At 69.0% G+C, this 22986-nt stretch carries 21 protein-coding genes; 8 read left to right on the top strand and 13 right to left on the bottom strand.

What is annotated here, in order from left to right:
- Positions 1–23: 23 nt before the first annotated feature.
- Positions 24–884, bottom strand: a complete 861-nt coding sequence (locus HNR09_RS11550) for a PHP domain-containing protein (protein ID WP_179542176.1) — start codon at positions 882–884, stop codon at positions 24–26.
- A gap of 59 nt (positions 885–943) precedes the next feature.
- On the opposite strand from HNR09_RS11550, the gene HNR09_RS11545 reads away from it, so the two are divergent.
- Both HNR09_RS11545 and HNR09_RS11540 read left to right on the top strand, forming a co-directional pair.
- Complete coding sequence (locus HNR09_RS11545; RefSeq protein ID WP_179542175.1) at positions 944–2539, top strand: aminopeptidase P family protein; 1596 nt, start codon at positions 944–946, stop codon at positions 2537–2539.
- 197 nt (positions 2540–2736) lie between these two features.
- Positions 2737–3009, top strand: coding sequence for a GlsB/YeaQ/YmgE family stress response membrane protein (locus tag HNR09_RS11540; RefSeq protein WP_179542174.1), 273 nt, complete (start codon positions 2737–2739; stop codon positions 3007–3009).
- Between the two features lie 157 nt (positions 3010–3166).
- Here the strand turns inward: HNR09_RS11540 and HNR09_RS11535 are convergent, their stop codons facing one another.
- Positions 3167–4060, bottom strand: a complete 894-nt coding sequence (locus tag HNR09_RS11535) for a YflT domain-containing protein (RefSeq protein WP_179542173.1) — start codon at positions 4058–4060, stop codon at positions 3167–3169.
- Between the two features lie 139 nt (positions 4061–4199).
- Here HNR09_RS11535 and HNR09_RS11530 point away from each other — a divergent pair, with 139 nt between their 5' ends.
- The 4 genes from HNR09_RS11530 (at position 4200) to HNR09_RS11515 (ending at position 9159) form a co-directional block, all read left to right on the top strand.
- Positions 4200–5330 carry a P-loop NTPase gene (locus tag HNR09_RS11530; protein ID WP_179542172.1) on the top strand — a complete coding sequence of 377 codons (1131 nt, stop codon included), beginning with the start codon at positions 4200–4202 and terminating at the stop codon, positions 5328–5330.
- Between the two features lie 196 nt (positions 5331–5526).
- Positions 5527–6597, top strand: a complete 1071-nt coding sequence (locus HNR09_RS11525; protein WP_179542171.1) for a TAXI family TRAP transporter solute-binding subunit — start codon at positions 5527–5529, stop codon at positions 6595–6597.
- Positions 6566–7081: a DUF1850 domain-containing protein gene (locus tag HNR09_RS11520; RefSeq protein ID WP_179542170.1), complete on the top strand. Its 516-nt coding sequence runs from the start codon at positions 6566–6568 to the stop codon at positions 7079–7081. Before HNR09_RS11525 ends, HNR09_RS11520 begins: the two co-directional genes overlap by 32 nt.
- Positions 7078–9159 carry a TRAP transporter permease gene (locus HNR09_RS11515; RefSeq protein ID WP_179542169.1) on the top strand — a complete coding sequence of 694 codons (2082 nt, stop codon included), beginning with the start codon at positions 7078–7080 and terminating at the stop codon, positions 9157–9159. Before HNR09_RS11520 ends, HNR09_RS11515 begins: the two co-directional genes overlap by 4 nt.
- Positions 9160–9219: 60 nt before the next feature.
- Here HNR09_RS11515 and HNR09_RS11510 read toward each other — a convergent pair whose 3' ends face one another.
- The 3 genes from HNR09_RS11510 to HNR09_RS11500 all read right to left on the bottom strand — a co-directional run bounded on the left by HNR09_RS11510 (position 9220) and on the right by HNR09_RS11500 (position 12325).
- Positions 9220–10668: an APC family permease gene (locus HNR09_RS11510; protein ID WP_179542168.1), complete on the bottom strand. Its 1449-nt coding sequence runs from the start codon at positions 10666–10668 to the stop codon at positions 9220–9222.
- 134 nt (positions 10669–10802) lie between these two features.
- Positions 10803–11489, bottom strand: coding sequence for a twin-arginine translocase TatA/TatE family subunit (locus tag HNR09_RS11505; protein ID WP_179542167.1), 687 nt, complete (start codon positions 11487–11489; stop codon positions 10803–10805).
- 20 nt (positions 11490–11509) lie between these two features.
- The gene (locus HNR09_RS11500; protein WP_179542166.1) at positions 11510–12325 is read right to left on the bottom strand and encodes a hypothetical protein; all 816 of its coding nucleotides are present in this window, start codon (positions 12323–12325) and stop codon (positions 11510–11512) included.
- Positions 12326–12469: 144 nt separating this feature from the next.
- Here HNR09_RS11500 and HNR09_RS11495 point away from each other — a divergent pair, with 144 nt between their 5' ends.
- Entirely contained in the window at positions 12470–13120 is a 651-nt protein-coding gene (locus HNR09_RS11495) for an O-methyltransferase (protein WP_179542165.1), read from the top strand.
- Between the two features lie 24 nt (positions 13121–13144).
- Here the strand turns inward: HNR09_RS11495 and HNR09_RS11490 are convergent, their stop codons facing one another.
- The 4 genes from HNR09_RS11490 to HNR09_RS11475 form a co-directional block, all read right to left on the bottom strand.
- A complete protein-coding gene (locus HNR09_RS11490; RefSeq protein ID WP_179542164.1) occupies positions 13145–13315 on the bottom strand; it encodes a DUF3117 domain-containing protein in 171 nt (56 codons plus the stop codon).
- 117 nt (positions 13316–13432) lie between these two features.
- Positions 13433–13738 carry a DivIVA domain-containing protein gene (locus tag HNR09_RS11485; RefSeq protein WP_179542163.1) on the bottom strand — a complete coding sequence of 102 codons (306 nt, stop codon included), beginning with the start codon at positions 13736–13738 and terminating at the stop codon, positions 13433–13435.
- A complete protein-coding gene (locus HNR09_RS11480) occupies positions 13735–14682 on the bottom strand; it encodes an undecaprenyl-diphosphate phosphatase (RefSeq protein ID WP_179542162.1) in 948 nt (315 codons plus the stop codon). Before HNR09_RS11480 ends, HNR09_RS11485 begins: the two co-directional genes overlap by 4 nt.
- A 4-nt stretch (positions 14683–14686) precedes the next feature.
- Positions 14687–15499, bottom strand: a complete 813-nt coding sequence (locus HNR09_RS11475; RefSeq protein ID WP_179542161.1) for an SIR2 family NAD-dependent protein deacylase — start codon at positions 15497–15499, stop codon at positions 14687–14689.
- Between the two features lie 79 nt (positions 15500–15578).
- Here HNR09_RS11475 and HNR09_RS11470 point away from each other — a divergent pair, with 79 nt between their 5' ends.
- Complete coding sequence (locus HNR09_RS11470; RefSeq protein WP_179542160.1) at positions 15579–16004, top strand: DUF4870 domain-containing protein; 426 nt, start codon at positions 15579–15581, stop codon at positions 16002–16004.
- Positions 16005–16040: 36 nt separating this feature from the next.
- Here HNR09_RS11470 and HNR09_RS11465 read toward each other — a convergent pair whose 3' ends face one another.
- The 4 genes from HNR09_RS11465 to HNR09_RS11450 form a co-directional block, all read right to left on the bottom strand.
- Positions 16041–16907: an ABC transporter permease gene (locus tag HNR09_RS11465; protein ID WP_179542159.1), complete on the bottom strand. Its 867-nt coding sequence runs from the start codon at positions 16905–16907 to the stop codon at positions 16041–16043.
- On the bottom strand, positions 16904–17938 hold the full coding sequence (locus HNR09_RS11460) for an ATP-binding cassette domain-containing protein (RefSeq protein WP_179542158.1): 1035 nt from the start codon (positions 17936–17938) through the stop codon (positions 16904–16906). The genes HNR09_RS11465 and HNR09_RS11460 overlap by 4 nt, the downstream gene beginning before the upstream one ends.
- 134 nt (positions 17939–18072) lie before the next feature.
- Positions 18073–20190, bottom strand: coding sequence for a prolyl oligopeptidase family serine peptidase (locus tag HNR09_RS11455; protein WP_179542157.1), 2118 nt, complete (start codon positions 20188–20190; stop codon positions 18073–18075).
- 37 nt (positions 20191–20227) lie between these two features.
- Entirely contained in the window at positions 20228–22906 is a 2679-nt protein-coding gene (locus tag HNR09_RS11450) for a phosphoenolpyruvate carboxylase (protein WP_179542156.1), read from the bottom strand.
- Positions 22907–22986 lie beyond the last annotated feature (80 nt).

Here is a 22986-nt window from a genome sequence, read left to right as displayed (position 1 = left end):
CCGACCAGCACAGCCGGACTCCCTCAGAGCCCCTGCACCCGCCCATAGGCTGGCGATCCGGAGGCCATATCCATCAGCTCGGCGACCGTGTCCAGGTCGGTGGTGTTCTCCCCGATGAGGTTCGGCTTGCCGGCCCCGTGGTAGTCCGAGGAGCCGGTCACCAGCAGTCCGTGGCGGCGGGCCAGCTCCAGCAGCGTCCGCCGACCGGACTCCGGGTTGTCCCGGTGCCAGACCTCGACGCCGGCCAGGCCGACGTCGATCATCTCCTCCATCTGCTCCATGGACACCGTGCGTCCACGTCCGGAGGCCATCGAATGGGCGATCACGGGAACTCCCCCGGCCTCGCGGACCAGACGGATCGCCGTCGTCGGGTGCATGTTCTCCTGGCTGACGTAGTAGGGCGAGCCCCTGAACAGCAGGCGGTCGAAGGCCTCCTGCCGGTCGGCCACCGCTCCCACCGCGACCAGCGCATCGGCCAGGTGGGGTCTGCCCACCGTGGCGCCGTCGGCCACCTGATTCAGCACATCGTCCCAGGTCAGAGGAAAGTCGATGCTCAGCCGCTCCGCCATGCGGCGGGCACGGACCATCCGACCGGAACGGGCGTCGCGGATCGCGCGCGCCAGACCCTCATGGTGGGGGTCATGGAGGTAGCTGAGCATGTGGACGCTGATCCGATCATCGGTCAGTGTGGTGATCTCCATGCCCGGGATCAGCAGGATCTCGTGCTCCTGGGCCGCGCGCATCGCCTCCGCCCACCCGACGGTGGTGTCGTGGTCGGTGAGCGCCAGTCCGTCGAGACCCGCCCGACGGGCGCTGGCCACGACGTCTGCCGGCGACTGCGTACCGTCGGAGCAGTACGAATGCGTGTGGAGATCGACGCCCATGGACTCACTGTAACCGTCATCCCCTGGGAGCCGCCTCCCGAAGGTGGAAGACTGGGGCCATGCTCAGTTCGCAGAATCACGCTTCCTCATCCGAGGCGCCCGCCGCGGCGCCCCCGACGTCGGCGGAGGACTCCGCCGCCCAGCCGCTGCAGGACCGCGGCTCCAACCGCTCCCAGCGCCCCACCTCTGAGGCGTTCCGGGAGTTCATGGCCTCCTCCTGGGCGCCCGCAGAGAGGGTCGAGCATCCGCGGGACGCCGTGGCCGACCACGCCGCCCTCCGCCGCCGTCGCGTCTCCGAGGCGTACCCCGGCGAGCGGCTGGTGCTGCCGGCGGGCCCCCTGAAGGTCCGCTCCAACGACACTGACTACCGGTTCCGCCCGCACTCGGCCTTCGCCCACCTCACCGGCCTGGGCGTGGACCACGAGCCGGACGCGACGCTGGTCTTCGAGCCGGTGGACGAAGGCACCGGGGACGACGGCGGCGACCATGAGTGCACGCTCTACTTCAAGCCCATGGCCGGCCGGGACAGCGAGGAGTTCTACGCCGACGCCCGCCACGGCGAGTTCTGGATCGGCCCCCGCCCGGGACTGGAGGAGTTCAGCCAGCGGCTGGGGATCCGCGCGGCAGACATCTCCGAGCTCGAGGTGGGCGTGACCAAGAACGCCGGCGCGGTGGAGATCGGCGGCACCCGAATCCGTCTGCTGCGCGAGGTGGACCTCAATGTGGATGCGCTGGTGGACACGTCGCGCATCAACACCGGTGTGGACCTGGAGGCCTCCGACGCCCTCGACGCCGAGCTGGCCGAGTCGCTCTCGGCACTGCGCCTGGTCAAGGACGACTGGGAGGTCGGACAGCTGCGCGAATCGGTGAACTCCACGATCGCCGGGTTCCACGACGTCGTCGCCGCGCTTCCCCGCGCGGTGGGTCACGCCCGCGGAGAGCGGGTGGTCGAGGGCGCGTTCTTCGCCCGGGCCCGGATGGAGGGCAACGATCTCGGCTACGACACCATCGCGGCAAGCGGCAACAACGCCACGGTGCTGCACTGGATCCGCAACACCGGCGAGGTCCGCGAGGGCGACCTGCTGCTGCTGGACGCCGGAGTGGAGGCGGACTCCCTCTACACGGCCGACATCACGCGCACCCTGCCGGTCAGCGGCAGTTTCACCCCGGTGCAGCGCCGGGTCTATGAGGCTGTGCTGGCGGCCGCCGACGCCGCCTTCGAGGTGGTGCGCCCCGGCATCCGGTTTCGAGAGATCCATCAGACGGCGGTCCGTGTGCTCGCCGAGCACCTGGACTCTTGGGGTCTGCTGCCGGTCGGCCTGGAGGAGGCCCTCTCCGAGGAGGGTCAGCATCATCGTCGGTGGATGCCGCATGGCACCTCCCATCACCTGGGGCTCGACGTCCACGACTGCGCACAGGCCAAGCGTGAGCTCTACCTGGACGGCGTGCTCGAGGAAGGCATGGTGTTCACCATCGAGCCGGGCCTGTACTTCAAGGCCGAGGACCTCGCCGTGCCGGAGGAGTACCGCAGCATCGGGGTGCGGATCGAGGACGACGTCCTGGTGACCGCCGACGGCGCGGAGAACCTCTCGGCGGCGCTCCCGCGGGGCGCTGACGAGGTCGAGGCCTGGATGCGCCGGATCTGGGAGAGCTGACCCCTCTCGACCACGACGAGCCCCGGGCGCCCTGTGTCGGCGCCCGGGGCTCGTCCTGCGTGGATTGAACGCGGCACCTGTGCCCGCCCCCGGAATCCGGGGCCTGACCTGGGCGAACAATGCTGTTGTTGCAGGATCTCCCGGTCTATCCTGTGATCACCGGCCACATGGCTCGGAAACCTGATCAGGAGGAACTCATGAGTATCATCGGTTGGCTCATCCTCGGTCTCATCGCGGGGGCGATCGCACGGGCGATCCTGCCCGGCAGGCAGCCGGGAGGCTGGATTGCAGCGCTGATCACCGGCGTGCTCGGCGCCCTGGTCGGCGGGTTCATCGCCTCCGCCATCTTCGGGGTGAACGTGAATGACGCGTTCTTCGATCTCCCGACCTGGCTGTTCGCCATCGGCGGCGGCGTGATCGTCGCCTTCATCTGGCAGGCGATCGCCGGACGACGCGGCGCCGACGTCTGACCGCAGTCACCGCGGAGGCGGAGACACCACAGCAGCAGAGACACAGCACACCCCGTCGCACCGCTCCCCGACGATATGGGGGCCAGGTGCTGGCGGGGTGTGCTGTGTCTCGGTGTGGGGTGTCCCTGCGTGCCGTTTCTCTGTCCTTGGGCCCCGGTCAGCCGCGCTCGCCCGGCCGCTGCGCGGCGTCGTCCTGGGCAGCGTCGTCCTGGGGAGCCTCACCCGGGGCGGTCTCCTCCGGGGCCGTGCCGTCGGGCACATCCCGCTGCGCCTCGCCCTGCTCCTGAGACTGCTCCATGACGCGGACCCCGAACCGCGGCCGACCGTCGGGGAGGTCGTCATAGCCGGTGCGGAACTGCGCGGTCGGTTCGAGCACGGCGTCCTGCCGTGCCTGGTCTTCCGCGGCCGGCTGGCCACGATGCGCGGAGTCGGGTGGGGCCGGCGCGGCCGGGGTGCCCGCGGCGGGGGCACCGGCGATCTCGGATCCACCCTGCGGTGCGGCCACCGTCCGGGCCGGCGCGGCATGGGGTCGATGCGCCGGGGCGAGCGGCTGGGAGGTCGGGTCGTCATACGCCGTCACCCCGCGAACTCCTGCACCGGCCACCAGCTGCCGCGCACGATGTGCCACGGAGAAGTCGCACACGACGTCGAAGGTGGTGGCCACCAGCTGCGAGGAGGAGGCGAAGTCACGCTGCCCCCGCCGGATGGCGTAGCTGATCACCCCGACGATCATCCAGATCGCCATGCCGAGCAGCACCGCCAGGAGCAGATCAGGGATGCCGGCCTCCGGGCTGAACAGCACGATCAGCAGACCGATGAACGCACCGAACATGGCGCCCTGTGCGGCCCCGGCCCCCGCCACACGCGGGTAGGAGAGCCGACGGCGGATATGTTCCACGGTGCGCAGGTCATTGCCCACGATGGAGAGCGTCTTGATGTCGAAGTCCTCGGCCGCCGCCAGGTGGTCCACCACCTTCTGGGCGTCCTCGTAGGAGCGGTACCGGCCCAGCAGCTCACCCCGGGGCAGCCCGCTGTTCTGGGGAGACGTCATCGGAGCATTGGTCGACATGGCACCATTCTGCCCGCTCTCCGACGTCGTGCAGGCTCAGCGGCGCGACGTTCGCACTGGGCGCACTCTTCGAGGACGATATCCCGGCACGGGAGCCCCCTCGCGCCCCTAGACTGGTGGGGTGTCTGAATCCCCCGTCATCGAGCGCATCCGCACCCGACTCTCCGAGGTGCTCGACCCGGAGATCCGGCTCCCGATCACGCAGCTGGGCATGGTCGGGGCGATCCACGTCGACGAGGCCGGCGCGGCCGAGATCCGCATCAAACTGACCATCGAGGGCTGTCCGATGCGCAGCCGGATCATCGATGACGTCACCGCCGCCGCAGTGCGCGCCGAGGGCGTGACCACCGCATCGGTGGAGCTGGGAGTGATGACCCCCGAGGAGCGCGCGGAGCTGAAGGACCAGCTGCGCGGCGGCGAGTCCGGGCGCATCAACCGCTTCGCGCAGCCGGACAGCCTGACCCGCGTCTACGCGGTCGCCTCCGGCAAGGGCGGGGTCGGGAAGTCGACAGTGACGGTCAACCTCGCCTGCGCGCTGGCCGCGGAGGGCCTGAAGGTCGGACTCATCGACGCCGACATCCACGGGTTCTCCGTGCCGGGCCTGATGGGCATCACCGACAAGCCCACCCGCCTGGACGAGATGATCCTGCCTCCGGTCGCGCATGGGGTGAAGACGATCTCGATCGGTATGTTCCTCGACGGCAACCAGGCCGTGGCCTGGCGCGGACCGATGCTGCACCGGGCGGTCGAGCAGTTCCTCACCGATGTGCATTTCGGCGACCTCGACGTGCTGCTGCTGGACCTTCCTCCGGGCACCGGGGACATCGCCATCTCGGTGGCGCAGCTGCTGCCCGGCTCCGAGCTGCTGGTGGTCACCACTCCGCAGGCGGCCGCCTCGACCATCGCCGAACGCGCCGGAGGGCTGAGCACCCAGACCGAGCAGAAGGTGACCGGAGTGGTGGAGAACATGGGTCCGATGACGCTGCCCGACGGCACGACCCTGGACCTCTTCGGCACCGGCGGCGGGCAGATCGTCGCCGACAGGCTCACCGAACAGCTCGAGATCTCGGTCCCGCTGCTGGGCAGCGTCCCCTTGGACACCCGCCTGCGGCAGGCCGGCGACGACGGCGCTCCGGTGGTGCTCTCCGCGCCGGACTCCCCCTCCGGGTTCGCGCTGCGCGAGATCGCCTCCCGGATGGCCCGCCGTCCCCGCAGCCTCGCCGAGCGCCGTCTGCCCTTCGGCCCGGCCTGATCGGGTCGGCCTGATCGGCCCGGCCTGATCGGGTCGGCCTGATCGGCCCGGCCTGATCGGGTCGGCCTGATCGGGTCGGCCTGATCGGGTCGGCCTGGCACATCCGGTGATACCCCTCACTTAGTATGGTGCTGTGCGTCACGGCACTGCGTGCTCCGCACGGCATCAGCACTGCAGAATGACGAGGGAGAACATCATGATCCGCACCCATGCACGAGCCCGCACTGCGGGAGCCGCGCTGGCGGCTTCAGCACTGCTGCTGACCGCCTGCGGCGACGACGGCGACTCCGCCGCGGAGGGCGGGGAGGAGGTCGGCAGCCAGGACGCCGACTTCCTGACCATCGCCACCGGCGGCTCTTCGGGCGTCTACTACCAGATCGGCGCCACCATGGCGGATCTGCTCGCCGACGAGCTGGGGGCCGACACCTCCGTGCAGGCCACCGGCGCCTCCGCAGAGAACATCAACCTGCTCACCGACGGCAACGCCGAGATCGCCTTCACCATGGGTGACGCGACCGTCCAGGCCCTCGAGGGCACCGGCCCCTTCGAGGACGACCCGCGCGAGGGCCTCCTGGCCATCATGACCATGTACCCCAACACCGTGCAGCTCATCGCCCGCGCCGATGCGGGCATCGAGTCGGTGGAGGACCTCGAGGGCGCCAATGTCGCCGTCGGCGACGTGGGGTCCGGGGTGGAGCTCAACGCGCAGATGGTCCTGGGCGCCTACGACCTCTCCTACGACGACATCAACGAGGACTACCTCTCCTACGCGGAGGCCACGGATCAGATGGCCAACGGCCACATCGACGCGCTCTTCGCCACCTCGGGCCTGCCCAATCCCTCGCTGACCGAGCTGGCGACGAACACCGACTTCGTCACCGTCCCGATCGACGGGGAGGGCCGGGAGAACCTGCTCGCCGAGTACGAGTTCTTCGGGGAGAACATCATCCCGGCCGGCACCTACGAGGACGATGAGGACGTGGAGACGGTCAGCGTCACCAATCACCTGCTGGTCTCCTCCGAGATGAGCGAGGAAGCGGTCCATGACGTCACCGCCGCCATCTTCGACAACATCGACCGACTGCATGCCTCCCATGCAGAGGCGGAGAGCATCACCCTCGAGACGGCCACCGAAGGACTGGTCGTGCCGCTGCACCCCGGAGCCGAGCAGTACTTCGAGGAGCAGGGTGTGGACACCGACGCCGACGCCGACGCCGAGGACGCCGACTCCGAGGATGACGCGGAGGACGAGACCGACGACGAGTGACCTCCCTGAGGACCTGACACGGCGGCGGCTGCTCACCCATGCCGGTGCGGCAGCCGCCGTCGCGCTCACCTCGCCCCTGCTGCTGGTCGGCTGCGGCAGCGGGAGCCGCCTGATCTGCCGCCACCAGCGCACCGAGGAGGTCTACGCCTCCGTGCCGGTGGAGATCGGCTCGATCATCACCCACTCGTGGGTGCACTCCATCGAGCGTTCGCGATGGACCGACAGCTACCGAGTCGACGGAGACACCCTGATGCTGGTGCGCACCGAGTTCGAAGAATATGGCGCGGGGATGCCCCTGGATGAGGGCACGGTCAGCATCCAGGACGGCACAGTCGTCATCGAGGACATCGATCGTGCCTTCGAGGCGATCCGTTGGATCCATTCCCACCGGGTGGACTACCGCATCGGCGTCGACGGCGACACCGGACTCATCGACGCCCGAGAGCTTCCCGACAGCGAACCCCTAGAACTGAGGCCAGGATGATCAAGGAGAAGAAGACCTCCGACGACGACGGCACCTCCCGCGACACGAAGGATGCGCGGACCACCGCCGCCGACTCCGACCTTCCTCTCGGCGCCGACGGAACACTGGAGCTGATCCCGGATTCGGAGTCGGAACGGCAGGTGCTGGAGCAGGAGGCGGCCGAGGCGGTCTCGAAGTACGACGCGGAGTCCCGCATCCGACGGGCGCCATGGCGTCCATTGGCCCTGCTGATCAGCGCGGTGGCGGTCTTCACCGCGCTCTATCACCTCTACACGGCCTACTTCGGCGCACCCCCGACCCTGATCCACCGTTCGCTGCACGTCAGTCTGATCCTGTTCCTGGTCTTCATGCTCTACCCGCCGTCGGCACGCGCCACCTCGCAGTGGTGGCGCATCCCCGACGCCGTGCTGGCGATCGCCTCGCTGGTGCCTTGGCTCTACATCTGGCTGAACTACGAAGACGTGGTGCTGCAGGCAGGGCGGTTCACCGCCGCCGACATCGCCGTGGCCAGCCTGCTGGTGGTGCTGGTGCTGGAGGCCGCACGCCGCGTGACGGGCTGGGCACTGCCGATCCTGGCACTGCTGTTCGTCCTGTTCGGCATGTACGGCCGAGAGCTGCCCGGCCTGCTGCGGCATCGCGGCTATGACTGGGACACACTGGCCTATCAGTTCTTCGCCACCACCGAGGGAGTCTTCGGCACCGCGATCGGGGTCTCCTCCACCTACATCTTCCTGTTCATCCTCTTCGGAGCCTTCCTGGCGAAGTCCGGGATGAGCCAGATGTTCAACGACCTCGCCCTGGCGATCGCCGGTCAGAGCCGCGGAGGCCCCGCGAAGGTCGCCACTCTGGCCTCGGGGTTCATGGGCTCGATCAACGGGTCGGCCATCGCCAACGTGGTCTCCACCGGGGCCTTCACCATTCCGCTGATGAAGAAGATCGGCTACAGCCGCAACTTCGCCGGGGCCGTCGAGTCCAGCGCCTCTGTGGGCGGCCAGGTGCTGCCGCCGATCATGGGGGCGGCGGCGTTCATCATGGCCGAGACCATCGGAGTCCCCTACACCACGGTCGCCCTGGCGGCGATCGTGCCCGCTCTGCTGTACTACGTCAGCCTCATCGCGCAGATCCACCTGCGTGCCACGCGCATGGGTCTGAAAGGCATCGCCAAGGAGAACCTGCCCGATGTGCTCGGGGTGCTCAAGGAGCGCGGGCATCTGATGCTCCCCCTGGTGTTCCTGCTCTACATGCTGTTCTTCTCCGGCCGGACGATCCTCTACTCGGCGTTCCTGACCATCCTGGTCACCATCGCCGTGGCGATGCTGTGGCGCACCAGCCGGATGAGCCTCCGAGACCTCCTGCAGGCCCTGGAGGACGGCACCCGCTCCGCGCTGGGCGTGGCGGTGGCCTGCGCCTCAGTGGGTGTGATCGTCGGCGTGGTGACCATCTCCGGATTCGGTGTGACCCTGGCCTCAGCCATCGTGCAGCTCTCCGGAGGGGTGCTGTTCTGGACCCTGGTGATGACGATGCTGGCCTGCCTGGTGCTCGGGATGGGGCTCCCGTCGATCCCTGCCTACATCGTCACCGCCACCATGGCGGCCCCGGCCCTGACCACCCTCGGGGTGGAGCCGCTGGTGGCGCATCTGTTCGTGTTCTACTTCGGCCTGTTCGCCAACATCACTCCCCCGGTGGCGCTGGCGGCCTTCGCGGCCTCCGGGATCAGCGGCGGCAAGCCGATGGCCACAGGCGGCGCGGCATTCAAACTGGCGTCGGCCGGCTTCGTCATCCCGTACATGTTCGTCTACAACCCGGATCTGCTCCTGCGCGACGTCGACCTGATCACCGGCGTCACCGTCGTCGCCTCCGCCCTGCTGGCCGTGCTGCTGCTGGGCGTGGCGCTGGAGGGCCACTTCATGGTGCCGATGGCCTGGTACCTGCGGATCGTGCTGGCTGTGGGCGCGGTGATGATGCTCTCGGCCGACATCCTCTACGACGTCGTCGGCGCGGTGCTGGTGGTGGCGGTGCTGGGCGTGCAGCTGCTCAAGGCCCGGAGCGCCGGGAAGCTGAGCATCCGCGCGATCTGATCCTGGGCCGTGTGTCCTGGGATCACAGGGCACACGGCCCAGGTTCAGGTCATCCCCGGGTCACGGGGCCCTGCGACGACGGCGGCGCACCGAGATCGCGGCCAGCAGGTCCTCCTCGGCGCGGGCACCGGGCTTCACCCCGCCCGGCAGGCGCAGCGCGAAGGTGATCCCCAGCAGCCACCACAGCCCGAACATGAGCCAGGGCTGCGGCTCCAGGAAGGCCGGCATCCCCGGCAGGTACAGGATCAGCATCGCCGCGGAAGCGACCACGGCGCTCACTCCCACGACGAGACCGCCGACCTCGGAGCGGCCGCCCACCCGCATGGGCCGGGGCATCTCGGGTTCCCGGCGCCGCAGCACCAGGAACACCACGGCCACCAGCAGGTAGGTGATGACGATGCTCGGTGAGCCGGAGTCCACCAGCCACACCAGCATCGCCTCCCCGAAGAACGGGGCGATCACCGAAAGGCCTCCGATGAAGAGCAGCGCGTTGACCGGTGTGCCGTTGCGGGCATGCAGCGTGGCGAACCAGGCGGGCAGCATCCCCGAGTTCGCCATCGCCCAGATGAGCCGGGAGGCGCCGATCAGGAAGGCGTTCCAGGAGGTGAGCAGGCCGGCCAGCCCACCGGCCACCACGATGTTCCCCCAGAACTGAGCTCCCATCAGCACGGTCATGGCGTCAGCGGTGGCGAGGTCGAAGTCGCCCATCTCGTCGGCGGGCAGCGCCACCGAGGTGGTCAGCACGATGAGGACGTAGAAGGCCGCGGCGGCCAGCACGGAGAAGACCACCAGCCGCCCGATCTTCTGCGGCGGCAGCTTGACCTCCTCAGCGGACTGCGGGATGACGTCGAAGCCGACGAACAGGAAGGGCACCATCACCAGCACGGCGATGATCCCGGCTGACCCTCCCGTGAACAGCGGCTCAGCATTCGAGGGCTCCCCGCCGAACAGCGCAGCGGCGAGCATGACCACGGCGACGACCACCACGAACATGATCACCGAGGTCTGGAAGAGACTGGCCTGCTTGATGCCGCGGATGTTCAGCCAGGTCAGCAGCACCGCTGTACCGGATCCGATCAGCGCCCAGGTCAGGTGCACCTGGGAGTCGGCGATGGTCCACAGCGGAATCTGATGGACCTGCGGAAAGATGTAGGCCACCGTCCGCGGGATGGCCACCGCTTCGAAGGCCACCACCGTGACGTAGCCTCCGACGATCCCCCAGGAGCCCAGCATCGCCACTCGGGGATCGAAGCCGCGCAGCAGGTAGTTGTGCTCACCACCGGCCAGCGGCATGGCCGAGACCAGCTCCGAATAGACCAGCCCGACCAGCGCCATGATGACCGCACCGATCAGGAACGCCGAGACCGCCCCGAACGTGCCGGCACTGGTGAGCCAGTCCCCGGTCAGGACGATCCAGCCGAAGCCGATCATCGCCCCGAACCCGAGGAAGAACGTCTCCAAGCGTCCCAGAGACGGAATGAACCGTCTCGGCGTCGCTGTCTCATCCATGGTGCCCCTCCGTGTCTCCTCGACGAGTGATGCCACACACGCTCAGGTGTGGATCACACCCTAGAGATGTTTCACGAAGGTGTCACCGCAGGGTTCCAGGGCCGCCTGAGACACGGCAGGCGACCGGCGTCGTCTCAGGTGGCGTCGATGTCGAAGGGCGCAGGCTGCGGGGCGTCCTGAGTCTCGTCGCCGACCTCGCCCGTCCCGAGCTGCGGAGAGCCGGCGACGGCGGCGCCCGCCAGTCCGGCGGCCAGGGCTCCGGAAGCCGTGTCCCGCTCCCGGGAGCCGAAGACCTCCCGAGGGTCCGGAGCATCGGAGCGCTTCGCCGCCCCGGCGGTGCCGGCACGCTGGGCCGCGCTGGAGTCCGTGCCGGCGCCTCTGCTCGGGCTGGTCCGTGGGGCGGACCCTGCGGCGCTCGAGGCCGTGCGGGAACTGCCGGAGGATCCTGTCCGTGGCCCCTGGCCGGACCGGCGGCCGCCGGCTCGTCCGGCCCCTGAGCGTGGCAGACGGGGCGCCTCGATGCGTGCGGCGTCGCGGACCTCTCCGACGGCGCGGCGGGTGCTCTCGAAATCCTCGGCCAGAGCCTCGCGGATGATCCTCCGCGGGTCGTACTGACGCGGGTCGTACTTCTTCCAGTCGACGTCCTCGAAGTCCGCCCCGGTCTCCTCCTTGAACTGCTGCTTGGCGTCCTCGGCCATGCCGCGGGCCTTCCGGACCCATTCAGCGAGCGTCTGGGCATACTGCGGCAGTCGTTCAGGGCCGAGGATGACCAGAGCGAGCACCACCAGGATGATGAGCTCATAACCGTTGATACCAAGCACAGATCAAATCTACCGTGAACTCAGTCGATCCACCTGAACAGCTCGTCGAGTCCACGTTCCAGACGGTCGACACCGGAGGGTGAGCCGGGCAGCATCTGCACCCGTGCTCGGTCGGCGGCCATCACCCAGTCCGCCACCTGCTGGGCTGCGGAGTCCGGGAGGTTCGAGGTGATCACGTACTGCACTCCGGCCGACTCCACCGTCGCTGTCCAGCGGTCATCCTGGCGGGCCACGTAGATGTCGCAGTCCTCGCCGGTGCTCAGCGTGACCTGCTGATGCTCCACCTTCTCGTCATCGAGGATCTCGGTGAACTTCTCGTCCAGCGTGGTGAGCTCGACGGCCTCACCCTCCGGGCGGGTCTCCGCGATGCTGATGTACTCGCCTCCCTCGGAGAGCTGCAGCTCCACGGTCCGTACGCCGTCGACCACGGCGGTCTCGACGTGCTCGGGGTCGAACCCGAATCCGAAGTCCACCAGGTGACCGACCGTCCAGCCCAGCGGCTTGAGCTTGTCCAGGCTGGCCACATCGACCTCGTGGACAGTGGTCCGCTCGACTGCTCCAGGCAGCTGCGCGGTGCCGTCGGCCCGGATCTGCGGCTCGGACGCTCCGGCCGGCGCAGGGACGGCCGAGGGCACGGAGGCGCGCCCCTCGGTGGGCAGCAAGGACTCCACGGAGTCAGGCTGGGCGGCCGTGCGCCCTCCCACGATCCAGGCTGCTGCGAAGACCACGACACCTGCCGCCACGGTGATCACGAGACACAGCGCGACGAGCCAGCCGGCGCGGGGCCTGGCGGAACGACGATCAGTGAGGGGACGGCGCGTGACGGACGTGGGCATCGGAGACAATTCTGCGAGTCAATGCTGAGTGCAGGCTGGGAAACCTCTGGAAGAATCAGGGCTCTATAGGATGGTGGCCGAGCGCGTCGGCGAGCGACGCCCGAGGCTCCGCCACGGAGCCCGAGGTCAGCGCAGGAAGGCCAGATGAGAACCCTCAACAGTCCGCAGACTGCCAAGCACGCCAGCTGGGAGTATGCCGAGCAGCATCAGGCGGAGGATCACGCCCTGGAGGCAGCCCGCCTGCGCGGCGAGGACCTGGGAGTGACCCCGGTCAGCGAGGGCACCGCCGCGGCGCTGACCGTGCTGGCAGCCGCCGCCCAGGCGCGTGGCGTCGTCGAGGTCGGCACCGGGGTCGGCGTCTCCGGACTCTCGCTGCTGCGCGGGGCCTCCCCGGAGGCGGTGCTGACCAGCATCGACCCCGACGCCGATCATCTGCATGCGGCTCGTGGCACGTTCCGGGACGGCGGAGTGCCCGCCGCGCGCACCCGGCTGATCACCGGACGGGCCGAGGAGGTCCTGCCCCGGCTCACCACCGGCGGCTACTGCGTGGTGCATCTGGACGCGGACAGTCCGGCCCTGGAAGATTTCGTCGAGCAGGCCGTGCGACTGCTCCGGCCCGGAGGGCTGCTGATACTCAACGATGCGCTCGACCATGACCGCCTGCCGCGGCCTGCGGTCCGAGAGGAGCCCACCGTCAGGAAACGGGCGGTGGAACGTACCGTGCGCGACGACGAGCGCCTGGTCACCACGATGCTCGGTACCGGCACCGGGCTGCTCGTCGCCGTCAGGCGCTGACCGGAGAGCCCGTGAAGGGAAGCCTCACTCCCCCACAGCTTTGACCAGGCACTCCTTGAGCGCCTGCGCCTCCTCCTGGTTGATCTCCAGCACCAGGCGACCCCCACCGTCGATGGGCACCCGCATGATGAGGCTGCGACCTTCCTGAGCTACCTCCATAGGACCGTCGCCGGTACGCGGTTTCATTGCAGCCATCGAGTGCATCCCTTCTGGTGTTCCTCTGGGCGGATGTGTCCCACATCCCCTTCCATTATCCCCCACCGGGGGCGAATGTCACCCGGAGAACCGGTGTATGACCTGATCAGCACGGCCTCATCCCTGCCCGGGGCCCTTCCGGCCACTCGGCTGATCCGGGTTCCGCGGCGTCTCGAGCTGATCGGCGAGTGCGTCGAGCAGTCGGTCCACCTGCTCCATGCGGTAGCCGCGCAGGGCCGGCTGGAGCCGGATCCCGCGCAGATCTGCTGCGGTGAGGGGGGCGGCCGCGCGCTCTGCGAGCAGCTCGGCCACCTCATCGGCGGTGGTCTCCTCCGCCGGAGGTTCGGCGCCTTCAGCTCGGCCGACCAGGAGCACGACGACGACGCCCAGCAGCGCCACGGCGAGCAGGTAGAGCCAGATCATGGTTCCGCCCTGTCCACGGGCGCCGAGTCTGCGGCCTGGACGACCTCCTGGACCTCCGGTGCGCCGGAGGTGCCGGCGAGCTCCTCCGGCTCAGACTCGGGCTGGACGATCAGGGTGACCACCGCGAGGATCAGGACATAGACCGCGAAGACCCGGAAATGTCCGCGGTAGAGCATGCGCAGCACCAGCCACAGCGCCGCCGCGCCCACCAGCGCAGACACCAGGAACGCCACCACGTAGGCGTCGACACCGATCATCAACGGTCCGCGATGGTCCAGCAGGCTCAGTGACTGCAGGCCCGTGGCCGCCACGATGGTCGGGATGGCCACGAAGAAGCTGTACTGCGCGGCGATCTTGCGGTGCATGCCCAGTGCCAGGGCCACGGCGATGGTCAGTCCGGAGCGGCTCAGCCCTGGAAACAGCGCGGCGGCCTGAGCCAGGCCGATCAGCAGCGCGACCCAGATCGTCATCTGCGCCGCACCTCTCCAGGTGTCTCGGACGGTGTCAGTCCACCAGAGGATCGCTCCGGTGACCAGCAGCATCACAGAGACGGCCCACGGAGTGGCGAACACCCCGGTCCCGTACTCGCGGACCAGCAGTCCCAACACTCCGGTGACACCGGTGGTGACCACCCCGAAGAGCATCAGCCGCAGATGGATCATGTGGCGCAGGGAGCGACGGCGGGCAAAAAGTCGCAGCTCCCGGACGGTGCCGCTCAGCAGCTGCACCAGGGGGCGGTGCATCACCACCACCACCGAGACCATCGTGCCCATGTGGACCACCAGGTTGAACAGGATCATCTCCGGGGTGTCCGGGGAGGGCACCGGAGATCCGGTGGCCGCCATCCAGTGCTGGGTCAGCACCAGATGAGAGGAGGAGCTCACCGGAATGAACATGAACAGCCCCTGGACCACGCCCAGGAGCAGGGATTCCCACAGGGTCACCGCGTCACCTTCTGCCAGTCGGAACGCCAGCGGCGGAGAGCAGTCGAGGAAGAACCTCGCCGGACCGCCCACGGATCGCGAAGTCCATGACCTCGGTCAGGCCGGTCTCCTCCGGGTTGATCTCGATCAGCGGGATGCCGCGCTCCAGCCCCAGCAGCGGCAGAGAGGCCGCCGGCTGCACGATCCCTGACGTGCCGACCACGACCACCAGGTCCGCTGCACGGATGGCGGCGGCAGCAGCGTCGAAGGCCGGGGCGGGCAGCATCTCGCCGAACCAGACCACGTCGGGCCGCAGCACTCCGTCCGGGCAGCTCTCGCAGCCAGGCGGGTCCTCAGGCGTCGGGGGCGCGGTGAAGCCGTCATAGCGCGGAGCCGGCAGCTCAGCCGGCTCGCCGCAGTCGGCGCAGCGGTGGGCGGCGAGGCTGCCGTGCAGGTGGCCCAGCACCTCAGCCCCTGCGCGCTCGTGCAGGTCATCCACGTTCTGAGTCACCACCGCCAGCCAACCGTGCTGGGCGGAGAGGTGCTCCTGCCACGCGGCCAGGCACCGGTGCCCGGCGTTCGGCTCAACGGCGTCGATCAGTGACTGCCGCCAGCGGTACCAGGTCCACACCAGGGCCGGATCGTTGTCGAAGGCATCGGGGGTGGCGAGCTCCTCTGCGGAGAACCGTTCCCAGAGCCCGCGCTGGACCTCACGAAAGGTGGGCACCCCGGACTCGGCGGAGATCCCCGCCCCGCTGAGCACCACCACCCGGCGGGCATCGCGGACCAGGGCCACCACGTCCTCCGGCACCGATTCGGTCACAGACAGCTCTCGCATGCTCACCACCGTATCCACTCCCGCCCCGGCGCACTAAGCTGAGAAGATCCTGGACACACTTTCACTCGCAGGAGGAACCATGACGCAGCAGCCCATCGGGCAGGGGCCTGAGCCCTTCGACCCGAACAACCCGCAGCAGCCCCCGCAGCCTGTGGGCGGTGCGCAGCCCAGCGTCCAGGCACTCTCCCCCGGGGAGGAGCAGGGGTGGGGTGTCGCCGTGCACCTCGGCGGTGTCTTCCTCTCCTGGCTGGTCCCGCTGGTGGTGTGGCTGGTCTTCCGCGAACGCAGCCGGCTGATCGACGATCATGGCAAGGAGGCGCTGAACTTCCAGATCACGCTCTTCATCGGCTATATGATCTCCGTCGTCCTCATGTTCGTCCTCGTCGGGATCCTGCTCTGGATCGCCCTGTGGATCTGCGCGATCATCTTCGGAATCATGGCCTCCATGGCCGCCTACAACCGCCGTCCGTACCGCTACCCGATCAGCATCCGATTCATCAAGTGATCCGACCGACATTCGACGACCCAGGACGGGCGCGGCTCAGCTCTTCCGGTTATAGATGAACATCGAGATCGGCCCGAACACGGCGACCAGCACCGCGCAGTAGATCAGCACCGACGTGATGCCGGCGGGATCCACCGTGCCGTCCATCAGGTCCCGGATCGCGGCGACCACGGTGGAGACCGGGTTGACCTCGGCGAAGGCCTGCACGGGGCCGGGCATGGTGGCCGGGTCGGCGAAGATGTTGGAGACGAAGGTCAGCGGCATCATGATGAACATCGACACGCCCATGGCTGCCTGCTCGGTGCGCATCAGCAGCGCCACCGTGGTCCACACCCAGGAGAGGCAGAAGCTGAACACCAGCAGCAGCACGAAGGCCGTGAGCACGCCGCCGAGACCGCCCTCGGGGCGGAATCCCATGACGAAGCCCACAGCGAGGATGATCACCCCTGCGATGGTGTAGCGCACCTGGTCTCCCAGCAGCGCCCCGACCAGCTGGGCGGGACGCCATGTGGGCAGCGAGCGGAAGCGGTCGAAGACACCTTTGGAGATGTCACGGTTCAGCGTCAGCCCGGTGTACATCGTGATCATCACCAGGGTCTGCACGAAGACCCCGGGGATGAGGAACTGGATGTAGGCGTCCAGCGCCGCATCGGAGTCCCCTCCCGCCAGCCCTTCCCCGATGGCCCCGCCGAAGACGTAGGTCATCATCACCGTCATCATGATGGGGAAGATCGTCACGTCGAAGAGCTGCTCGGGCACATGCTTGATCTTCAACAGAGCCCGCCACCCGTAGGTCAACGAGGCGCTCAACGCCCCGGCACGGGCCGGCCTGTCCTGCGGGCTGACCAGGATGCGGCGGATCCTGTCGGCCTCGGTCGCCGTCGTCGTCCCGTTCGTGCTCATCGGATGTTCGCCTCCGTCTCATCGCCATGCCCGGCGGACCCGGCCTCGGAGTCAGCGACGTCGTCGCCGGCACCTTCGGGCTCAGCCTTCTTCCCGGTCAGCGCCAGGAAGACCTCATCCAGACTCGGCTGGCCCAGTGCGAAGGTCTCCACGGCGATGCCTGCCTCCTCCAGCGCGGTCAGCGCCGCGGCGGCGCGCGACCCCTCGTTGAGCCGTGCCGTCAGCGCCGTCGGGTCCGATTCACGGATCACCTGCGCCTGGATCGTCTGAGTCAGCAGCTCGGCGGCCTCCTCACGCTGTGCCGCCTCCACCACCCGCACGGTCAGCGCTCCGGAGCCGACCTGGGCCTTCAGCTGCCCCGGGGTGCCCTCGGCGATGACCCGCCCGTGGTCGATGACGGCGAGCCGATCGACCAGCTGGTCGGCCTCCTCCAGGTACTGCGTGGTCAGCAGCACCGTGGTGCCCGAGCCGACCAGGGTACGGATGATGTCCCAGACCTGGTTGCGTGAACGGGGGTCGATCCCGGTGGTCGGCTCGTCGAGGAACATGAGCTCCGGGGTCACCAGCAGGGAACCGGCGATGTCCAGACGTCGGCGCATGCCACCCGAATACTTCTTCACCTGCCGGCTCGCGGCCTCGGCGAGGTTGAAGGCCTCGAGCAGCTCCTGCCCCCGGCGTCGGGCATTCCGTGCGGTGAAGCCCAGCAGTCGCCCGAGCAGCACGAGGTTCTCGATGCCGGTGAGGTCTTCGTCCAGGGAGGCGAACTGCCCGGTGAGTGCGATCTTCTCGCGGATGGCCGCCGGCTCGGCGAAGACATCATGGCCGAGGACCGTGGCCTGGCCGCCGTCGGGGCGCAGCAGAGTGGCCAGCATGCGGATCACGGTGGTCTTGCCGGCACCGTTGGGCCCGAGCACCCCGTAGATGCCGCCGCGCGGGATGGTCAGATCCACGCCGTCCACGGCGGTCGTGTCGCCGAAGCTCTTGATCAGACCTCGGGTCTCGATGGCCGGATCTGCTGGCAGCACGCTCATGCGGGCTCCATTCTGCAACAGGGGGGCTGGGATGATCCGACCAGCCTACCGTACGGCGTACTCAGAAGTACAGGCTCTCGGGCATCCGCTGCGCGGCCTCCACCGGGCCGAGACGGCTGGGACCCCGGAGCAGATCAGCGCAGCTGCTGCTGGAGGAACCGATGGATGACGCTGTTCAGCCGCGCCTGCTGCTCCGGGCTGGCGGCGCCGCCGTGCCCGCCCTCGATGTTCTCCCAGTACCGCACGTCCGCCCCCAGCGACTCCAGCGCTGCCGTCATCTTCCGGGCATGCCCGGGGTGGACCCGGTCATCCCGGGTGGAGGTGGTCAGCAGCACCGCCGGATAGGAACCGCCCTCCTGCAGCAGGTGATACGGAGAGAAGCTCCTCATGAACTCCCAGTCCTCGGTCTCCGGATCACCATACTCAGCCCGCCAGGAGGCTCCGGCCAGCAGGTCGGCGAAGCGTCTCATGTCCAGGAGCGGAACCTGGATGACCACCGCACCGAAGAGCTCCGGGTACTGGGTGAGCATGTTGCCGGTGAGCAGCCCTCCGTTGGAGCCGCCCCGGCAGGCCAGCTGGGGCACGGTGGTCACTCCGGTGGTGACAAGATGCCTCGCCACCGCCGCGAAGTCCTCATAGGCGCGAGGCCGGTTCTCCCGCAGCGCCGCACGGTGCCAGCCCGGCCCATACTCCCCTCCCCCGCGGATGTTGGCCACCGCATACACACCGCCGGACTCCATCCAGGCCTTGCCGATGACGGCCAGGTAGCCCGGGGTCATGGAGATCTCGAACCCTCCGTAGCCGTAGAGCACGGTGGGGCGGGGGCCCGCCTCGGAGCTCTCGGCGAGCAGCTCGGCGGAACCGATGAGGAAGTACGGCACCCTGGTGCCGTCGTCGCTGGTCGCGAAGCGCTGCACCGAGGTGAGTCCGGTGGCGTCGAATCGCTCAGGCGCACGCTTGAGGACCTCGTGGGTCTCACGACCGCCGTCGAGCAGACCCGAGAGGTCCCCCAGATGCAGGGCCGAGGGACTCAGATGATCCTCAGAGGTGATCCAGACCTCCTCGGACTCCCGGGGGTCGACGGCGGCGACGGAGAGGGTTCCGGTGACGTCTGTGAAGATGTCTTCTCGGCGCCAGGCGGAGGAGCCCTCACTGATGCGGACATGGGCCTCCACGCGGTGGACCACGTCCTCCATGACTGTGAGCACCAGGCAGCTCGGCGTGGCCGTGACGTCCTGCAGAGACGTGGAGGCGTCCGGGAGGAACAACGGGGTCAGCTCGGCCTCACCGGACATGAAGTCCTCGATGTCCGCGACGACGAGGCTGCCGCCCGGGAAGTCCTGCCCCAGCAGGGTGAGCTCGGTACGGGGCATGAACAGGAACAGGTCCCGATGGATGCTGACCCGCACGTCCGTGGGCACCTCGACCCGGTGCAGCTCGTCCCCCTCGATGAGCAGGGTCTCGCTGTCGTAGAAGCCCAGCACGCGCACCGCGACGTCGCGCTCGAAGCCAGGGGTGCTGATGTGCCCGGCGGCGGCGACCATGTGATCGGGCTCCACAGAGACGACGGGCTCGGCCTCCTCGAGCCGGGTGCCACGGCGCCAGCGGCGAGCAGTGCGCGGGTACCCGGAGGTGGTGACGGCATCTTCCCCCTGATCGGTGGCGACATAGACCGTGTCCGCGTCGATCCAGCTCATCGATCCTTTGCCCTCGGGCTTGGAGAACCCGCCATCCACCGGGTCGACGAACTCTCGCGTGACGAGGTCGAACTCCCGGGTGATGTCAGCGTCGGATCCGCCCCGGGAGAGGGAGATCAGCGCATGGCGCCACGGCTCGCCCTCGGCGGCGGGCCGCAGCACGGTGGCACCGTGCCAGACCCAGGTGACGCCGTCGGCGGCGGAGAGGGCGTCCAGATCGAGGAGCACATCCCACTCGGGAGCCTCGGTGCGGTACGACTCCAGGGTGGTCCGGCGCCACAGGCCCTGCGGGTGCTCTGCGTCGGTCCAGTAATTGTAGAGGTGCTCACCCCTGCGCGAGACCCCCGGAATGCGGTCCGAGGCGTCGAGGATCTCCCGAATGCTGGACTCCAGCTCGATGAACTCCTCGTCGACCAGCTCCGCCTCCGCGCGCGCGTTGCGCGCACGCACCCAGGACAGGGCGTCTTCGCCGGTGACGTCCTCCAGCCAGAGGTGAGGGTCGTGCTCCGGGGTGATGAGCGGCGGTGCGGAACGGTTGCGCGAGGTAACGGCCATGGGGGACATCATACTGGCGGCCGCCGGTGCCCGCGGCTCAGCCGGTGTTCTGCAGGCCGGCGGCGACGCCCTTGAGCGTGATCAGCAGCAGGTTCCGCGGATCCTCGATCTCAGCGTCGTCCAGCTCGGTGGTCCGCAGGGCCCGCAGCGCCCGCAGCTGCAGCAGCGAGAGGGCGTCCACGTAGGGATTGCGCAGCTCCACCGCACGTCCGAGCACGCGGTGGTCCTCCAGCAGACGGGACTGGTCCGTGATGGCCAGCACCCACTTGGTGGTCAGATCCAGCTCCTCGAGGACCAGACCGGCCAGGTCCTCGCGGTCGCCGAGGTTCAGGTATCGTTCGGCGATCCGCCGGTCCGTCTTGGCCAGCGACATCTCGATGTTGTCGATCAGCGCCCGGAACAGCGGCCACTCGGCATAGGCCTCGCGCAGCTCCTCCAGGTCCCCCACGGCCTCCAACGCGGAGCCCAACCCGAACCAGCCGGTCAGATTGATGCGCGCCTGCGCCCAGGCGAAGTTCCACGGGATGGCCCGCAGGTCCTCCAGGGACTCCACGGAGAGGCCGCGCTTGGCCGGGCGGGAGCCGATGGCCAGCAGCCCGACCTCGTCCTGCGGGGTGACCTGGGCGAACCACGGGGCGAAGCCCTCGGCGTCGACCAGCCCGTGGAAGCGTCGCCTGGAGACCGCGTCCATCTTCTCGGCCAACGGAGCGAACCGTCGGGCAGCCTCGGCGTTGCGCTGCTCGGTCGAGGGCGCGGAGGCCATCAGCGTGGCCGCGGCGACCTGCTCGATGTGACGCAGCGCGATCTCCGGGTGGCCGTAGCGCGCGGAGATCACCTCTCCCTGCTCGGTGACCTTGAACCGAAGATCCACCGAATGCGGCGGCTGCGCGAGGATCGCCCGGTTGGCCGGGCCGCCGCCGCGTCCCAGGGCGCCTCCCCGTCCATGGAACTGGGTCAGCGAGATGCTGTTCGCCACCGCCCATGCAGCGATCTTCTCCTGCGCCTCGTAGAGGGCCAGCGTGGCGCCCACGGGGCCGACGTCCTTGGCCGAGTCCGAGTAGCCGAGCATGACCTCCATGCGACGACCCGTCTGCTCCAGCCGGCGCTGGACCGCAGGATGCTGGAGCATCTCTTCGAGGATCCGAGGAGCGTTCTGCAGGTCCTCATAGGTCTCGAACAGCGGGATGACATCGAGCACCGGGGCGTTCTCCACCCCGCCGAGGGCCTTCTCCGCCAGCGTGTAGACGTCGGCGAGGTTCTGCGCGGACTGGGTGAAGGAGACGATGTAGCGTCGGCAGGCGTCGACACCGAAGCGCTGCTGCACCGAGGCGATCGCACGGAACGTCTCGATGACCTCCTCTCCCGGCACCGCCGTCTTCCCGGCGCCCTCCGGGTCCTCGAGCCAGGCCAGGGTCTGGGCATGCACCTTGGAGTGCTGGCGGACCTCCAGCTCGGCCAGGTGGAAGCCGAAGGTCTCCACCTGCCAGATCAGCTCCTGCAGATCACCATGGGCCGCGCGCGTCGCCCCGCCGGAGACCAGCGAGGCCTGGACGATCCGGAGATCGGCGATGAGCTCCTCGGGTCCGTCATAGGACAGGTCCGCGTCGCGGGCACGGGTGGCGGCCAGGCGGCCGGCCACGGCCAGCAGCACCTGGCGGTGCTGTTCGCGGGGAGAGTGCTGGGCGGCCTGGTCGGTGAGCTCCTCCGAAAGCTGACGCTGGCGGCCCCACAGGGCGGAGAGCTCGTCGCTGGGCGAGGTGTAGCGGTCGTCGAGGGTCATCGCCAGCCCTACGGCGCGAGCACGCGCCTCCAGGTCACCGAGTACCCGGTCGGCAGCCTGTGCGACGGCGGCACGGGTGATCGAGGCGGTGACGTTGGGGTTCCCGTCCCGGTCGCCGCCGATCCAGGAGCCCAGCCGGATGAAGGCCGGCGCCTTGGGCGCTGCGGTGCCGCCCGCCTGACCCTGGAGCCAGTCGTCCATGCGGCGGTAGGCCCGGGTGAAGACCTTCGAGAAGGAGGAGTCGAAGACTGCCAGCGCGGTGCGCACCTCGTCCAGCGGGGATGGGCTGGACACCCGCAGCTGGGCGGTGCGCCACATGTTGTCGATCTCTTCGAGCAGCTCACGACGGTTCTGCGCCAGCGCGCCGGTGCCCATGCGCGGGTCGTCCCGACGATCGACGAGGTCCCCGATGCGACGCACCGATGCGGCGATCGCGTTGCGGCGCGCCTCCGTGGGGTGGGCCGTGAGCACCGCGTGGAAGCGCAGCTCCCTGAGCCTGCGCTCGGCTTCCTCCTGGCCGACCTCCTCCCGGAGGTGCGCGAACGCGGCGGCCACGGAGTCCGCCGGCTGCTGCTCTTCCAGCGGCACTTCTCCGTCCCGCACACGCAGGGTGCGGATGCGGTGCTGCTCCTCGGCGAGGTTGGCCAGCAGGAAGTAGCAGGTGAAGGCGCGGGCGACCTCCTTGGCCCGGTCCGCGGAGAACGACTCGACCAGCTCCTCGGCCCGCGCCAGGATTTGGCCGTCGGCGTCCTCCAGGGCGGCGATGGTCAGCTCCCGCAGCGCCTCGACGTCCTCGAGCAGGCCAGGGCTGCCGTACTCGGTGAGGACCTGCCCGAGCAGCTCGCCGAGGAGGCCGACGTCGCGACGCATGGCCTCGGGGATCTCGTGCGTGGCGGCGATGCGGGTGCGCGCAGGTGCCAGGGACTGATGGGGCATGCGAATCTCCTGTGTCTGGCCGCGGAGAGACTCCGCGAGATGTACATGAGGGAGGTGCGCGCGACCCCGTCGTCACGCAG

This window comes from Nesterenkonia xinjiangensis, assembly GCF_013410745.1.
Classification (GTDB): domain Bacteria; phylum Actinomycetota; class Actinomycetes; order Actinomycetales; family Micrococcaceae; genus Nesterenkonia; species Nesterenkonia xinjiangensis.
The sequence above is the reverse complement of the archived record's forward strand: the minus strand, read 5'-3'. Positions and strand labels throughout refer to the sequence as shown.

Excerpts from the sequence above, each read along its gene's own strand:
- HNR09_RS11535 (WP_179542173.1), bottom strand. The coding sequence starts at position 4,060 with ATGACGTCTCCCCAGAACAGCGGGCTGCCCCGGGGTGAGCTGCTGGGC.
- HNR09_RS11460 (WP_179542158.1), bottom strand. The coding sequence starts at position 17,938 with ATGAGCGTGCTGCCAGCAGATCCGGCCATCGAGACCCGAGGTCTGATC.
- HNR09_RS11455 (WP_179542157.1), bottom strand. The coding sequence starts at position 20,190 with ATGGCCGTTACCTCGCGCAACCGTTCCGCACCGCCGCTCATCACCCCG.
- HNR09_RS11545 (WP_179542175.1), top strand. The coding sequence starts at position 944 with ATGCTCAGTTCGCAGAATCACGCTTCCTCATCCGAGGCGCCCGCCGCG.
- HNR09_RS11475 (WP_179542161.1), bottom strand. The coding sequence starts at position 15,499 with ATGCGAGAGCTGTCTGTGACCGAATCGGTGCCGGAGGACGTGGTGGCC.
- HNR09_RS11525 (WP_179542171.1), top strand. The coding sequence starts at position 5,527 with ATGATCCGCACCCATGCACGAGCCCGCACTGCGGGAGCCGCGCTGGCG.
- HNR09_RS11500 (WP_179542166.1), bottom strand. The coding sequence starts at position 12,325 with ATGCCCACGTCCGTCACGCGCCGTCCCCTCACTGATCGTCGTTCCGCC.
- HNR09_RS11515 (WP_179542169.1), top strand. The coding sequence starts at position 7,078 with ATGATCAAGGAGAAGAAGACCTCCGACGACGACGGCACCTCCCGCGAC.
- HNR09_RS11465 (WP_179542159.1), bottom strand. The coding sequence starts at position 16,907 with ATGAGCACGAACGGGACGACGACGGCGACCGAGGCCGACAGGATCCGC.
- HNR09_RS11450 (WP_179542156.1), bottom strand. The coding sequence starts at position 22,906 with ATGCCCCATCAGTCCCTGGCACCTGCGCGCACCCGCATCGCCGCCACG.
- HNR09_RS11510 (WP_179542168.1), bottom strand. The coding sequence starts at position 10,668 with ATGGATGAGACAGCGACGCCGAGACGGTTCATTCCGTCTCTGGGACGC.
- HNR09_RS11470 (WP_179542160.1), top strand. The coding sequence starts at position 15,579 with ATGACGCAGCAGCCCATCGGGCAGGGGCCTGAGCCCTTCGACCCGAAC.
- HNR09_RS11485 (WP_179542163.1), bottom strand. The coding sequence starts at position 13,738 with ATGATCTGGCTCTACCTGCTCGCCGTGGCGCTGCTGGGCGTCGTCGTC.
- HNR09_RS11550 (WP_179542176.1), bottom strand. The coding sequence starts at position 884 with ATGGGCGTCGATCTCCACACGCATTCGTACTGCTCCGACGGTACGCAG.
- HNR09_RS11490 (WP_179542164.1), bottom strand. The coding sequence starts at position 13,315 with ATGGCTGCAATGAAACCGCGTACCGGCGACGGTCCTATGGAGGTAGCT.
- HNR09_RS11495 (WP_179542165.1), top strand. The coding sequence starts at position 12,470 with ATGAGAACCCTCAACAGTCCGCAGACTGCCAAGCACGCCAGCTGGGAG.
- HNR09_RS11520 (WP_179542170.1), top strand. The coding sequence starts at position 6,566 with ATGACGCGGAGGACGAGACCGACGACGAGTGACCTCCCTGAGGACCTG.
- HNR09_RS11540 (WP_179542174.1), top strand. The coding sequence starts at position 2,737 with ATGAGTATCATCGGTTGGCTCATCCTCGGTCTCATCGCGGGGGCGATC.